Raw genomic sequence first — 13,363 nt, forward strand, 5'->3', positions numbered from 1 at the left:
CGGCTCCCCGCGTCCCTCGCCCGGCTGTCCCTAGGCCGGGAGCAGGTTGCCCCGTCGCGACAGCAGGAACTTCTTGAAGGCCGCCACCGGTGGGGTGTCGGGGCGGTCGGCCAGCCAGGCGACACCGATCTCGCGGGCCGCTCTCGGGGCCGTCACCGTCAGTTCCACCACTCCCGGGCGGGGGACGGTCGGCGGGGGCAGGAGCGCGACACCGAGGCCGGCCGCCACCAGGCCCCGCAGGGTTTCCGCCTCCTCGCCCTCGAAGGCGACCCTCGGACGGAAGCCCGCCCGGCGGCACAGGTCGTCGGTGATGCGGCGCAGGCCGTAGCCCGGTTCCAGGGTGACGAAGGTTTCCTCGGCGGCCTCGGCCAGGCGGATGCGTCGGCGGGCCGCGAGGCGGTGGTCGGCGGGGACGACCAGGCGGAGCTTCTGCTCGTCCAGGCGGCGGGCGACCAGGTCGGGCGCGTCGGGGACCGGCGAGGTGAGGCAGAGGTCCAGTTCACCGGCGCGCAGCCGCTCCAGCATCGCCTCGCCGTAGTTCTGGACCAGGCTGAAGCGGACGCGCGGGTGATCGGCGCGGAAGGCGTGCAGCAGTCCGGGTACCGTCTCGGCGCCCATGGTGTGCAGGAAACCGAAGGCGACCTTGCCGGTGGCCGGGTCGGCGTCGGCGCGGACCTCCTCGGCGGCGCGCTCGATCTCGGCGAGGGCCCGCTCGACGGAGGCGAGGAAGGTGCGGCCGGCGGTGGTCAGGGAGACCGTGCGGCCGTGCCGGGCGAACAGGTCGACGCCCAGGTCCTGCTCCAGGCGGACCATCGCCCGGGACAGGGTCGACTGCGGGACGTTCATCTCCTGCGCGGCCCGGGTGACGTGCTCGGTGCGGGCCACGCCGGCGAAGTAGGCGAGGCGGGGCGCGAGCAGCCTCGCCATCGCGGCCGTGTCTTCTGTGTCACCGGACGGTGACAGCCACGCCTGTGACCTCTGCTGATGCACCATGGGAACGATTATGGCGTTTCCATGCATTGGACGCATGAGAGGGGATGTCCGTACGGTCGAGGCATGTCTCCCGCCAGTACCGGGGCGTCCACGCACGTGGACGCCGTCTCGCCCGCCCCTTCCGTACCTTCCGCGGCTCCGGCACCTTCGGTGCCCTCCTGCGAGGTCGCCTCCGACTCCCGGATGACCCCGGGCGGCCCCGGCTACCGCCGGATGAGCCTCGCCCTCTTCCTCGCCGGAGTCGCGACCTTCGCCCTCCTCTACTCCACGCAGGCGCTGCTGCCGCTGATCTCCGGGGAGTTCGGGGTCGCGGCGAGCGAGGCGAGCTGGACCGTGGCGGCGGCGACCGGCGGACTGGCCCTGTTCGTCCTGCCGATGAGCGCCCTGTCGGAGCGCTTCGGGCGCCGTACGGTGATGACCGCGTCGCTGGCCGTGGCCGTGACGGTCGGCATGCTGGTGCCGTTCGCCCCGTCGCTCGGCGCGCTGGTGGTGCTGCGCGGGGTGCAGGGCGCGGCGCTGGCCGGGCTGCCGGCGTCGGCGACCGCGTACCTGGCCGAGGAGGTGCGGCCCAAGGCGCTGGTCACGGCGATCGGGCTGTTCGTGGCCGGCAACAGCGTCGGCGGTATGAGCGGCCGGGTCATCACCGGCTGGGTCGCGCAGGAGTGGGGCTGGCGGGTCTCGGTCGGTGTGATCGGTGGGCTCGCGGTCGTCTGCGCGGTGGCGTTCCGGCTGCTGCTGCCGGCCCCGCGGCACTTCACGGCGGGGTCGCTGCGCCCGCGGGTCCTGCTCGGCACGGTCCGCGCCCACCTCTCCGATCCGCTGCTGCGCCGTCTGTACGCGATCGGCGCGCTGTTCATGACGGTGTTCGGCGGCGTCTACACGGTGATCGGCTACCGGCTGACGGCGGCGCCGTTCGGGCTGCCGCAGGGCATCGTGGGCTCGATCTTCCTCGTCTACCTGGTGGGGACGGTGTCCGCGTCCACGGCGGGCCGGCTGGTGGGCCGGCTGGGCCGCCGGGGCGCGCTGTACCTGGCGGGCGGTACGACGGCGGCGGGGCTGCTGCTGAGCCTGACCGCCTCCCTCGTCCTGGTCCTGCTGGGCCTGGTGCTGATCACGGCGGGTTTCTTCGCCGGGCACGCGGTGGCGTCCTCGGCGGTCGGCAAGACGGCCACGCACGGCCGCGCCCAGGCGTCGGCTCTGTACCAGTCCGCGTACTACGTCGGCTCCAGCGTCGGCAGCACGGCCGGTGCGCTGGCCTTCCACGCGGACGGCTGGGGCGGCACGGTCGGTGTCGGGCTGCTCGCGGTCCTCGGCGTCGTCACGATCACCGCCCTGGGCTCCCGGGCGGCGCGGGTGGCGGCGCGGGGCCCGGTCGTGGCCGACGCGCGCTGAGGGCGCCGGGAAGGCGCGCGGGGGCCTGCGCCGGCAACCACGCCGACGCCGGGCCCGTCGGCGCCCCGCGCCTCCCGAGCCACTGGGCGCCCCCCTCCCCACCTGCACGTTTCCGGACTCCGGGGGCCATTGTCAGTCCCCTGCGGTAGCTTCCAAGGTGCTGGGGCGCGACGGCGCGCCACAGGAACGGCCACAGGGGTGGGTGGACGATGGGCGACAGCACGGCGACGGCGGATCTCGACGTCGCACTGGAGAAGCACCGGACCGAGCTGACCGGGTACTGCTACCGGATGCTCGGCTCCTCCTTCGAGGCCGAGGACGCGGTGCAGGACACCCTGGTGCGCGCCTGGCGGAGCCACGCCTCGTTCGAGGGCCGTTCCAGCCTGCGCTCGTGGCTGTACCGGATCGCGACGAACGTGTGCCTGGACATGCTGAAGGCGGGCGGCAAGCGGGCGCGGCCGATGGACCTGACGGAGGCGACCCCGCTCGCCCGGGCGGCGCTCTCGCCGCGTCCGGACCACACCTGGCTGGAGCCGATGCCCGACGCGCGCGTGCTGCCGACCGTGGAGGACCCCGCGGAGGCGGCGGTCGCCAAGGAGACGGTCCGGCTCGCGTTCATGGCGGCCCTGCAGCAGCTGCCGCCCAAGCAGCGGGCGGTGCTGATCCTGCGGGAGGTGCTCGCGTGGAAGGCGAGCGAGGTGGCCGAGCTGCTGGACACCTCGGTCGCGTCGGTGAACAGCGCGCTGCAGCGGGCCCGGGCCACGCTGGCGGAGCGCGGGGACGCGGGAGCCGAGGGGGCGGTGTCCGATCCGCTCGACGAGGAGCAGCTGAAACTCCTGGAGCGGTACGTCAAGGCCTTCGAGGGCTATGACATGGCGGCGCTGACGGCGCTGCTCCACGAGGACGCCGTCATGACGATGCCGCCGTTCGACCTGTGGCTGCGCGGCACCGCCGACATCACCGGTTTCATGACCACCGTCGGCGCCTCCTGCGCCGGCTCCCGGCTGCTGCCGGTCCAGGCCAACGGCCTGCCGGGCTTCGCGCACTACAAGCCGGACCCGGAGAACGGCGGGTTCACCCCGTGGGCGGTGCAGGTGCTGGAGATCTCAGACGGCCGGATCACCGGCTTCCACTGCTTCCTCGACACCCAGCGCTGGTTCCCGCTCTTCGGCCTGCCCCTCCACCTGGAAGCGGAGGCCGACGAGGTCGAGAAGGGCGTGTAGCGCGGGGCCGGCGTCCCGCAGCCGAATCCGTCCGCCGGCCCGGCGGGCGGACAGCTCCAGCCGGGCCAGCAGATCGACGGCCGCCAGTCCCGGCGGTCCGAGCCCACCCACATCACACACGACCACCCGCTCCCCGCTGCCCTCCAGCAACGCCCGCACCTCGGCACAGAGCCCGTCCACCTCGTCCCGGCGAACGGGCCCGGACAGCACCAGCACGACGGGGGTCTCGGCATCCACGTGCGGTAGACCGAGGGCGCGGCCGGAACTCATCGCGGGGCGGGGCGCCGGGTCGCCGGGCGGCTCTGCTGAGTAGCCGTGCTCATGCCCGGACCGGGTGGCGTGTACCAACATGCCGCGCATGAGACCCGAACCGCACTCCCCGCAGTACCGCGCGCGTCTCGCCCGGGCCCGCCGCAGGCGACGGCGCGCGGTGACCCTCGCCGTGTCGGGGGTGGTCGCGGTGGCCCTCGTCCCGGGATGGCGGACCGGGTCGTTCGTCGAGGGCGGCTCGTACCCGGTCGCCGACCCCGCCGCCACGGCCCGACGGCTGGACCAGCGCACCCAGGAGGTGCGCGACGCGCTCGGCCTGCCGCGCGCCGAGCTGGACGCCGACTGGCCCGGGGCCGGACGGAAGGTGGAGGAGGACTGCCCGTACAGAGGCCTGAGCCACTTCTTCGACCAGCTCCACGACACACCGCCGAGCGTGCCGGGTGTGGTCGTCGTCAGCACCGAGTGGGCCCTCAAAGGGGTCACGGCGCAGGCGGGGCAGTCGGCTCTGCGGCGGGCCCGGACCACGCTGGCCGAGCGCGGCTGGAGGATCACCGCGGACACGAGCGCGGACGGGAGCGTCACGCTGACGGCGACCCCGCCGGACGGCGGCGCGACCCTCCGCATCGCGACGTACCCGTACGACCGCCTCGCCGTGTCGGCCGCCTCGGGGTGCGTCCGGGCGTCTCGGGGATCACATTGACCGGTTCACCCGCGGCCCCGCAGGGTGGGCCCTGTGACGGGGGTGCTGAGCGGGTTCGCGGTGATCGCGGTCGTCATCGGGGTGGGCTATGTCCTCGGGCTGCGCGGGACGCTCGGCGCGCAGGGCGGGGAGGTGCTGACGCGGCTCGCCTTCAGCCTCGCGGGCCCCGCGCTGCTCTTCACCACCCTCGCCCGGGCCGACCTGTCGGTCCTGTTCTCCGCGCGGCTGCTGGTGACGGCCCTCAGTACGGCCGCGGTCGCCGGGGCCTTCGTCGCGGTGGGGGTGGTACGGCGCTGGGGGCTGGCCCGTACGACGATCGGTGCGCTGTGCTCCGGTTACGTCAACTCGGGCAACCTCGGCATCCCGATCGCCGCGTACGTGCTGGGCGACGCGTCGCTGGTGGCGCCGGTGCTGCTCTTCCAGGTCGTCCTGGTCGCACCGGTCGCCCTCACGGTCCTGGACCTGTCCGGGACGGGCGCGAGGGGCACGGTGTGGCGGCGCCTGCTGACGCCTCTGCGGAATCCGATCGCCGTCGGCTCCGTGTCCGGGGTGGTGGTGTCGGCAGCGGGCTGGCAGCTGCCCGGCCCGCTCCTGAACCCCCTCACCGTGCTGGGCAACATGTCCGTCCCGGCGGCCCTGCTGGCCTTCGGCATGTCCCTGCACGGCAACCCGGCACCCGGCCGGGGGCGGGACAGCCGGCTGGTGCTGCTGTCCGTGGCACTGAAGTCGCTGGGCCAGCCACTGGTGGCCTGGGCGCTGGCCCGCTGCGTGTTCGGCCTGCACGGCCACGCCCTGCTGGACACGGTGGTGACCGCCGCCCTGCCCGGCGCCCAGAACCTCTTCACCTACGCCAGCCGCTACCGCGTCGCCGAGTCCCTGGCCCGCGAGTCGGTGCTGCTGTCGACGGTGGTGTCCGTACCGGTGCTGGTGGGGGTGGCGGCGGTGCTGGGGTGACGCCGGATCAGTCGACGGGGAACTCGCCGGTGTCGATGGTCAGGCCGAACGGCTCCGGCAGCTCGACGGGATCGCCGAACTTGACCGCCTTGAGCACGCGGTAGACGTCGCCCTTCGGCTCCCCGTAGAGCGTCACGGTGGGTCCGCCGGGCGCCCAGCGGTCGACCAGGAGGTACAGCGGGATGCCCGCGGTGGCGTAGGCGGCGGGCTTGCTGACGCGGTCGTGGCCGGCGTTGGACTTGGAGGTCACCTCGACGACGAGTTCCGCGAGGGCGGCGGGGATGTGCGAGTCGGACTCGGCGCATTCCCGCACCGGAGCCACCAGCAGATCCGGGATGAGCATGCCCAGCCGCGACGGCACGGCAATGGCCAGTGTCTGGTAGATCCCCCATTCTTCGGGGATCACGGAGTAGAGGCGACGCTGGATACGTTCCGCGATCACGTTGTGGCGGGACGCGGGAGCAGGTGACACGGTGATGATCCCCTCGATGATCTCCACCTTGCTGCCCTCCGGCCATTCCATCTCCTCCCAGTACCGGACGAGGTCGTCCCAGTTCTGGTCGGAGTCATGGCTGACGGTGAGTGCGCTCATGGCGGTCTCCTATCGGTGCGTCACCGATCCCAGCATGCCGAACGGGACCGGCGGAGGTCCACCGGTCCCGTTCACCCGGATGAGGAAACTGCAGGTCAGGCGATACGTTCCAGCACCACTGGCGACGCCGTGAAGTCCGTGCCGGGGGCCGCGATGTCGTAGGAGCCCTCCACCGCCTGGAGGGCGTAGTCGAACCGCTCCGGGGTGTCGGTGTGCAGGGTCAGCAAGGGCTGGCCCTCCGTCACCGTGTCGCCCGGCTTGGCGTGCATCTCGATGCCCGCGCCTGCCTGCACCGGGTCCTCCTTGCGGGCCCGGCCGGCGCCGAGACGCCAGGCGCCGACGCCGATGTCGTAGGCGTCGAGACGGGTCAGGACACCGGAGGCCGGTGCCTTGACGACGTGCTGCTCCTTCGACGTGGGCAGCGGGGCGTCCGGGTCGCCGCCCTGCGCCGCGATCATCCGGCGCCAGACGTCCATCGCCGAGCCGTCGGCGAGGGCCTTCGCCGGATCGGCGTCCTTGATGCCGGCCGCGTCGAGCATCTCGCGGGCCAGGGCGACGGTCAGTTCCACGACGTCCGCGGGGCCGCCGCCGGCGAGGACCTCGACCGACTCGCGGACCTCCAGGGCGTTGCCCGCGGTGAGACCGAGCGGGGTGGACATGTCGGTGAGCAGCGCGACCGTCTTCACACCGTGGTCGGTGCCGAGGCCCACCATCGTGGAGGCCAGCTCCCGGGCGTCCTCGATCGTCTTCATGAAGGCGCCCGTGCCCACCTTCACGTCCAGCACCAGGGAACCGGTGCCCTCCGCGATCTTCTTGGACATGATCGAGGACGCGATCAGCGGGATCGCCTCGACCGTGCCGGTGACGTCGCGCAGGGCGTACAGCTTCTTGTCCGCGGGGGCCAGGCCGTCACCGGCCGCGCAGATCACCGCGCCGGTGGTGTCCAGGACGTGCAGCATCTCCTCGTTGGAGAGCAGGGCGCGCCAGCCGGGGACCGACTCCAGCTTGTCCAGGGTGCCGCCGGTGTGGCCGAGGCCGCGGCCGGACAGCTGCGGGACGGCCGCGCCGCAGGCCGCCACGAGGGGCGCCAGCGGGAGGGTGATCTTGTCGCCGACGCCGCCCGTGGAGTGCTTGTCGGCCGTCGGGCGGGACAGCGAGGAGAAGTCCATGCGCTCGCCGGAGGCGATCATGGCCGCGGTCCAGCGGGCGATCTCGCGGCGGTTCATGCCGTTCAGCAGGATCGCCATGGCGAGCGCGGACATCTGCTCGTCGGCGACCTCGCCGCGGGTGTACGCGTCGATGACCCAGTCGATCTGCTCGTCGGTCAGCTCGCCGCGGTCCCGCTTGGTGCGGATGACGGAGATGGCGTCCATGGCCATGGCTGAGGGCTTCCTTCCGTTGGTGCGAAGTGTGCGGCCCCCCTGCGAGCGGGGCAGGGGGGCCGTACGGCGTTACTGGCTGAGATGGTCCGGGCCGAAGGCCTGGGGCAGCATCTCGGAGAGCGGGAGAACGCCCGCGGGGGTGTCCAGCAGCAGGTCGGGACCACCGAACTCGTACAGCAGCTGGCGGCACCGGCCGCACGGCACCAGCAGGGCGCCGTTGCCGTCGACGCAGGTGAAGTGCGTCAGCCGGCCGCCGCCCGTGCGCTGCAGCTGGGAGACCAGACCGCACTCGGCGCACAGGCCGATGCCGTAGGAGGCGTTCTCCACGTTGCAGCCGGTGACGGTGCGGCCGTCGTCGACGAGGGCGGCCACGCCGACCGGGTAGCCCGAGTAGGGGGCGTAGGCGTGGGTCATGGCCTCGCGTGCCTCGGCGCGCAGCGGCTCCCAGTCGAACTCGGTTCCCGGCGTCACTTGCCCTGGCCCTTCCGGTAGCGCATGCCGTCCGCCTTCGGCATCCGCAGGCGCTGCGCCGAGAGGGACAGCACGAGCAGGGTGACGACGTACGGGGTGGCGCCCACGAAGTCGCTCGGGACCTCGTCGGTGAGCAGGTACCAGACCAGGACCAGCGCGGCCGTGACGGCGCTGACCACACCCTGCACGACGGCCTTCTTGTACAGCTTCCAGCCGGCCAGCAGCGCGAGCAGGACGACCAGCAGCAGGAGCAGGGCGTGGACGGTGACACCGCCGTTGCGGAGCTGGAGCGCGTCGGAGTAGCCGAACAGGCCCGCGCCCATCGCCAGGCCGCCGGGACGCCAGTTGCCGAAGATCATCGCGGCGAGACCGATGTAGCCGCGGCCGCCGGTCTGGCCCTCCAGGTAGGTGTGCGAGGTGACCAGCGCCAGGAAGGCGCCGCCGAGGCCGGCGAGGCCGCCGGAGACGGCCACGGCCGCGTACTTGTACTGGTAGACGTTGACGCCGAGGGACTCGGCGGCGACCGGGTTCTCACCACAGGAGCGCAGCCGCAGCCCGAACGGGGTGCGCCACAGCAGCCACCAGCTGCCGACGAACAGCAGCACGGCGAGGATCGTGACCACGGACAGGTTGGTGATCAGACCGCCGACGATGCCGGCGAGGTCGGAGACCAGGAACCAGTGGTGCTTCTCGATGGAGGCGAGTCCGTCGGAGAGGCCGGGGACGGTGACGTCGGGCAGCGAGTCCGCGGGCGGGGACTGCTTGGGGTTGCCGCCCGCCTCAGCGGCCTTGCCGCCGGCGAAGAACAGCTTGGCCAGGTACTGGGTGGCGCCGAGCGCGAGCAGGTTGACCGCGACACCGGAGACGATGTGGTCGACGCCGAAGGTGACGGTGGCGACGGCGTGCACCAGGCCGCCGAGGACACCGAAGCCGACGCCGCACAGCAGGCCGAGCCAGGGGCTGGACTGCCAGCCGACCCAGCCGGCGCCGAAGGTGCCGAGGATCATCATGCCCTCGAGGCCGATGTTGACCACGCCGGCCCGCTCGGACCACAGGCCGGCGAGTCCGGCGAGACCGATCGGCACGGCGAGGCCGAGCGCGGCGGCGACCTGTCCGGCGGAGTCGAGCTGGTTGGCGCCGGTGATCACGCGGACGGCGGCCAGGAGCAGCAGCGCACCCGCGACGATCATCAGGGTCAGCCCCAGGGAGCGGCCGGAGCGCTGGGGGGCGCCCGCCGCCTTGGGGGCCGCGGGCGGCGGCGCGTCGGTCATCGTGGCAGTCATCACGCCACCTCCTGCTTCTTCGTCGCGGCGGCGGCCTGGGCGGCGAGTTCCGCACCGACCTTCTGCTGCTGGCGCTTCAGGCCGTAGCGGCGTACGACCTCGTAGGCGATGACGACGCACAGCACGATGACGCCCTGGATGACGCCGAGGATTTCCTTGTCGTAGCCCTGGAATTCCAGGTGGTTGGTGGTGCGCTCCAGGAAGCCCCAGAGCAGGGCGCCGAGCGCGATGCCGATCGGGTGGTTGCGGCCGAGCAGCGCGATGGCGATGCCGGTGAAGCCGATGCCGGCCGGGAAGTCGTTGCTGAACTGGTGGCTGTCGTTCAGCAGGGTCGGCATGCCGATCAGACCGGCCACCGCACCCGAGATGATCATGCTGGTGGCGATCATCTTCTTCACCGAGACACCGCTGGCGCCGGCCGCGCTCTCGGACTGGCCGACGGTGCGCAGGTCGAAGCCGAACCGGGTGCGGCCCAGCACGAACCAGTACGCGACGCCGACGACGGCGGCGATGACGATGAAGCCCCACAGCTCACCGGCGGGGCCGGTGTCGAAGCTGAAGAAGTACGAGGACGACGGCAGCGGCTTGGTGGAGACGAGGGTGCCGGCCTGGTCCAGCTGGCCGAGCTTTCCGGGCTGGAGCAGGTAGGCGATGATCGCGGTGGCGATCGAGTTCAGCATGATGGTCGCGATGACCTCGCTGACGCCCCGGGTCACCTTGAGGATGCCGGCGATGGCCGCCCACAGGGCACCGGTCGCCATGGCGCAGATCATGATCAGCGGGACGGCGATCCAGCCGGGCACCGTGAGCGCACCGCCGAGGACGGCGGCGATGAACGCGGCGAGCCGGTACTGGCCGTCGACACCGATGTTGAACAGGTTCATGCGGAAGCCGATGGCCACCGCGACGCCCGCGAGGTAGTAGGTCGTCGCCTTGTTCAGGATGTAGACCTGGCTGTCGCTGGCGAAGCCGTAGGTCACCATGTCGCTGAAGGCGTCGCCGGGGTTCTTGCCGGTCGCGAGGATCACCAGGGTGGTGACGACGAGCGCGGCGACGACCGCGAGCAGCGGCGCGGCGATGCCGAGGAGCAGCCGCTCCTTGTCGATGCGTTGGGTCAGCTTGTTCATCGCTCGTCGTCCTCTGTGTGCTCCAGGTGGCCGGTGGCCGCACCCGTCATGGCGGAGCCCAGCTCTTCGGGGGTGATCGTGGCGGGGTCGGCGTCGGCGACCAGGCGGCCGCGGTACATCACCCGCAGGGTGTCGGAGAGCCCGATCAGCTCGTCCAGGTCGGCGGAGATCAGCAGCACGGCCAGGCCCTCGCGGCGGGCCTCGCGGATGTAGTCCCAGATGGCCGCCTGCGCGCCGACGTCCACACCGCGGGTGGGGTGGGCGGCGATGAGCAGCTTGGGGTTGTGGCTCATCTCCCGGCCGACGATCAGCTTCTGCTGGTTGCCGCCGGACAGGGAGGCGGCGGTGACGTCGATGCCGGGGGTGCGGACGTCGTAGGCCTCGACGATCCTCTGGGTGTCGGCGCGGGCCGCCTTGAGGTCGAGCAGTCCGCCGCGCGAGTTCGGCTTCTCCGTGACGTGGCCGAGGATGCGGTTCTCCCACAGCGGTGCTTCCAGGAGCAGGCCGTGGCGGTGGCGGTCCTCCGGGATGTAGCCGATGCCGGACTCGCGGCGGTGGCGGGTCGGGGCGTGGGAGATGTCGGTGCCGTCGAGGGTGACGACGCCGGCGTCCGGGTGGCGCATGCCCATGATCGCCTCGACCAGCTCGGACTGGCCGTTGCCCTCCACACCGGCGATGCCGAGGACCTCGCCCTTGTGGATGGTGAAGGAGATCTCGTCCAGGATGATCCGCTCGACGCCGTCGAGGTCGGTCTGCGCCAGGTGCAGACCGTCCACCTTCAGCATCGGCACGTCGGTGACCGTGGACTCCTGGGTCTCCGGGGTGGGCAGTTCGCTGCCGACCATCAGCTCGGCGAGCTGCTTGGGGGTGGTGGCGCGCGGGTCGACGGTGCCGACGGTGGTGCCGCGCCGGATGACGGTGATCTCGTCGGCGACGGAGAGCACCTCGCCCAGCTTGTGCGAGATGAAGATGACGGTGAGGCCCTCGGCCTTGAGTTCGCGCAGGTTGTCGAAGAGCGCGTCGACCTCCTGCGGCACCAGGACGGCGGTGGGCTCGTCGAGGATGAGGGTCTTGGCGCCGCGGTAGAGGACCTTGAGGATCTCCACGCGCTGGCGGTCGGCGACACCGAGTTCCTCGACCAGGGCGTCGGGGCGGACGCCGAGGCCGTAGGCGTCGGAGATCTCCTTGATCCGGGCGCGGGCCTTGCCCCCGATGCCGTGCAGCTTCTCCGCGCCGAGAACGACGTTCTCCAGCACGGTGAGGTTGTCGGCGAGCATGAAGTGCTGGTGCACCATGCCGATGCCGCGGGCGATGGCGTCGCCCGGGTTGTGGAAGACGACCTGTTCGCCACCGACGGTGATGGTGCCCTCGTCCGGCTGCTGCATGCCGTAGAGGATCTTCATCAGGGTGGACTTGCCGGCGCCGTTCTCACCGCACAGGGCGTGGACGGTGCCCGTGCGGACCGTGATGTCGATGTCGCGGTTGGCGACGACGCCGGGGAAACGCTTGGTGATGCCGCGCAGTTCGACGGCAGCGGGAGGGCTGGACGCGTTGATGGCGCACTCTCCTCGGGGAAAGGGGCTGCGGGGAGGGGGCAGGCGTCGGCGACGCTAGCGCGGCAACTCCGCGCTACACGCGTAGAGTTGACACATTGTTATGGCTCGGCGGGGGGCTCCGACAGGCGCCCCCGCGCCGAGCCGAGGTCCGACGGGACCCGTCAGGTCACGGGGTGGTCTTGACCTTGATCGAGCCGTCGACGATCTTCTTCTTCGCGGCGTCCAGCTTGGCCTGGAGGTCGTCGATGAAGCCGCCGCTCTTGGACAGCGAGACACCGTCCTTGGCGAGCGAGTAGGTGTTGGTGCCGGTCAGCGGCTTGCCGCCGTGGACCGACTTCACGAAGTCGTAGACACCGACGTCGACGTTCTTGACCATCGAGGTCAGGATCGAGTTCTTGTACTTGGCCAGACCCGGGATGTTGTACTGGTCCGAGTCCACGCCGATGGCCCAGGCGCCCTTCTTGCCGGCGACGGCCTCGATGGCGCCGTTGCCGGAGGAGCCGGCGGCCGTGTAGACGACGTCCGCGCCGTTGTCGAGCATGCCCTGCGCGGCCTCCTTGCCCTTGTCGGGGCTGGCGAAGCCGGAGGTGTCCGAGCCGTGCGACAGGTACTGCGTGTCGACCTTGGCCTTCTTGTTGGTGTCCTTGACACCCTGGACGAAGCCCGCCTCGAACTTCTTGATCAGCGGGACGTCCACACCGCCGATGAAGCCGACGTGGTTCGACTTGGTCTTCAGGGCGGCGGCGACGCCGGCCAGGTAGGAGCCCTGCTCCTCGGTGAACGTGATGCTGTCGACGTTCTTGCCGTTCACGACCGAGTCGACGATGCCGAAGCTGGTCTTCGGGTACTTCGCGGCGACCTTGGTCATGGAGGCGGCGTAGGCGTAGCCGACACCGATGACCGGGTTGTAGCCCGCGTCGGCCAGGTCCGACAGGCGCTGCTCACGGTCGGCCTCGGTGTCCGAGGTCTTCGCGGTCAGCTCCTTGATGTCGCCGCCGAACTCCTTCTTGGCCTGGTCGGCACCGCGCGCGGCGGAGTCGTTGAAGGAGCGGTCCCCACGGCCGCCGACGTCGAAGGCGAGACCGACCTTGACACCCTTGCCGCCGCCCTTGGAGGGCGAACCGGCGTCGTTGTTGTCGGAGGAGGTGCTGCCACAGGCAGTGGCAGTCAGTGCGAGTGCTGCGGACGCGATACACGCAGCGGAAAGCTTGGCTACCCGGCGCACGGGAAGGCTCCTTCACCTGACCTGAGCGCCACGTAGGCGCTTGATGTGAGCACCTTGGCGGTGCTCCGGCCGAGACGCCCCCATCGGCGTCGGCTTCGCGGCATCGTAACGCGCGTAGATGTCGCAAAAAACCCTCTCGCGAAGCCGTTATCGATTCGAGGCAAACACTGTCTGAACTCGGTCTCGGGCCCTTCT

13 protein-coding genes are annotated in these 13,363 nt (G+C 71.5%); 4 read left to right on the plus strand and 9 right to left on the minus strand.

Going from position 1 to position 13,363, the window contains the following annotated elements:
• Nucleotides 1–30: 30 nt before the first annotated feature.
• Complete coding sequence (locus ACZ4VF_RS17675; protein WP_467926864.1) at nt 31–993, minus strand: LysR family transcriptional regulator; 963 nt, start codon at nt 991–993, stop codon at nt 31–33.
• 63 nt (nt 994–1,056) lie between these two features.
• Here ACZ4VF_RS17675 and ACZ4VF_RS17680 point away from each other — a divergent pair, with 63 nt between their 5' ends.
• Nucleotides 1,057–2,385 carry an MFS transporter gene (locus ACZ4VF_RS17680; RefSeq protein WP_467926865.1) on the plus strand — a complete coding sequence of 443 codons (1,329 nt, stop codon included), beginning with the start codon at nt 1,057–1,059 and terminating at the stop codon, nt 2,383–2,385.
• Between the two features lie 209 nt (nt 2,386–2,594).
• A complete protein-coding gene (locus ACZ4VF_RS17685) occupies nt 2,595–3,608 on the plus strand; it encodes a sigma-70 family RNA polymerase sigma factor (RefSeq protein ID WP_467926866.1) in 1,014 nt (337 codons plus the stop codon).
• Here the strand turns inward: ACZ4VF_RS17685 and ACZ4VF_RS17690 are convergent.
• Nucleotides 3,492–3,878: an STAS domain-containing protein gene (locus tag ACZ4VF_RS17690; RefSeq protein ID WP_467927365.1), complete on the minus strand. Its 387-nt coding sequence runs from the start codon at nt 3,876–3,878 to the stop codon at nt 3,492–3,494. The two genes, ACZ4VF_RS17685 and ACZ4VF_RS17690, sit on opposite strands and share 117 nt — an antisense overlap.
• 88 nt (nt 3,879–3,966) lie before the next feature.
• On the opposite strand from ACZ4VF_RS17690, the gene ACZ4VF_RS17695 reads away from it, so the two are divergent.
• Together ACZ4VF_RS17695 and ACZ4VF_RS17700 are read left to right on the plus strand one after the other, a co-directional pair.
• On the plus strand, nt 3,967–4,578 hold the full coding sequence (locus ACZ4VF_RS17695; protein WP_467926867.1) for a hypothetical protein: 612 nt from the start codon (nt 3,967–3,969) through the stop codon (nt 4,576–4,578).
• 33 nt (nt 4,579–4,611) lie between these two features.
• On the plus strand, nt 4,612–5,532 hold the full coding sequence (locus ACZ4VF_RS17700) for an AEC family transporter (protein WP_467926868.1): 921 nt from the start codon (nt 4,612–4,614) through the stop codon (nt 5,530–5,532).
• A gap of 7 nt (nt 5,533–5,539) precedes the next feature.
• Here ACZ4VF_RS17700 and ACZ4VF_RS17705 read toward each other — a convergent pair whose 3' ends face one another.
• The 7 genes from ACZ4VF_RS17705 to ACZ4VF_RS17735 form a co-directional block, all read right to left on the minus strand.
• A complete protein-coding gene (locus ACZ4VF_RS17705) occupies nt 5,540–6,124 on the minus strand; it encodes a Uma2 family endonuclease (RefSeq protein WP_467926870.1) in 585 nt (194 codons plus the stop codon).
• Nucleotides 6,125–6,219: 95 nt separating this feature from the next.
• On the minus strand, nt 6,220–7,503 hold the full coding sequence (locus ACZ4VF_RS17710; RefSeq protein ID WP_467926871.1) for a thymidine phosphorylase: 1,284 nt from the start codon (nt 7,501–7,503) through the stop codon (nt 6,220–6,222).
• Between the two features lie 72 nt (nt 7,504–7,575).
• Nucleotides 7,576–7,977: a cytidine deaminase gene (locus ACZ4VF_RS17715; RefSeq protein ID WP_467926872.1), complete on the minus strand. Its 402-nt coding sequence runs from the start codon at nt 7,975–7,977 to the stop codon at nt 7,576–7,578.
• Nucleotides 7,974–9,260 (minus strand): ABC transporter permease, encoded by a 1,287-nt coding sequence (locus ACZ4VF_RS17720; protein WP_467926873.1) that lies wholly within the window; start codon nt 9,258–9,260, stop codon nt 7,974–7,976. The genes ACZ4VF_RS17715 and ACZ4VF_RS17720 overlap by 4 nt, the downstream gene beginning before the upstream one ends.
• Entirely contained in the window at nt 9,260–10,387 is a 1,128-nt protein-coding gene (locus tag ACZ4VF_RS17725) for an ABC transporter permease (RefSeq protein ID WP_467926875.1), read from the minus strand. The genes ACZ4VF_RS17720 and ACZ4VF_RS17725 overlap by 1 nt, the downstream gene beginning before the upstream one ends.
• Nucleotides 10,384–11,910 carry an ABC transporter ATP-binding protein gene (locus ACZ4VF_RS17730; RefSeq protein ID WP_467927367.1) on the minus strand — a complete coding sequence of 509 codons (1,527 nt, stop codon included), beginning with the start codon at nt 11,908–11,910 and terminating at the stop codon, nt 10,384–10,386. Before ACZ4VF_RS17730 ends, ACZ4VF_RS17725 begins: the two co-directional genes overlap by 4 nt.
• Before the next feature lie 199 nt (nt 11,911–12,109).
• Nucleotides 12,110–13,168, minus strand: a complete 1,059-nt coding sequence (locus tag ACZ4VF_RS17735; RefSeq protein ID WP_467926876.1) for a BMP family lipoprotein — start codon at nt 13,166–13,168, stop codon at nt 12,110–12,112.
• Nucleotides 13,169–13,363 lie beyond the last annotated feature (195 nt).

The sequence above is a fragment of the Streptomyces sp. NPDC029151 genome, from assembly GCF_055564315.1.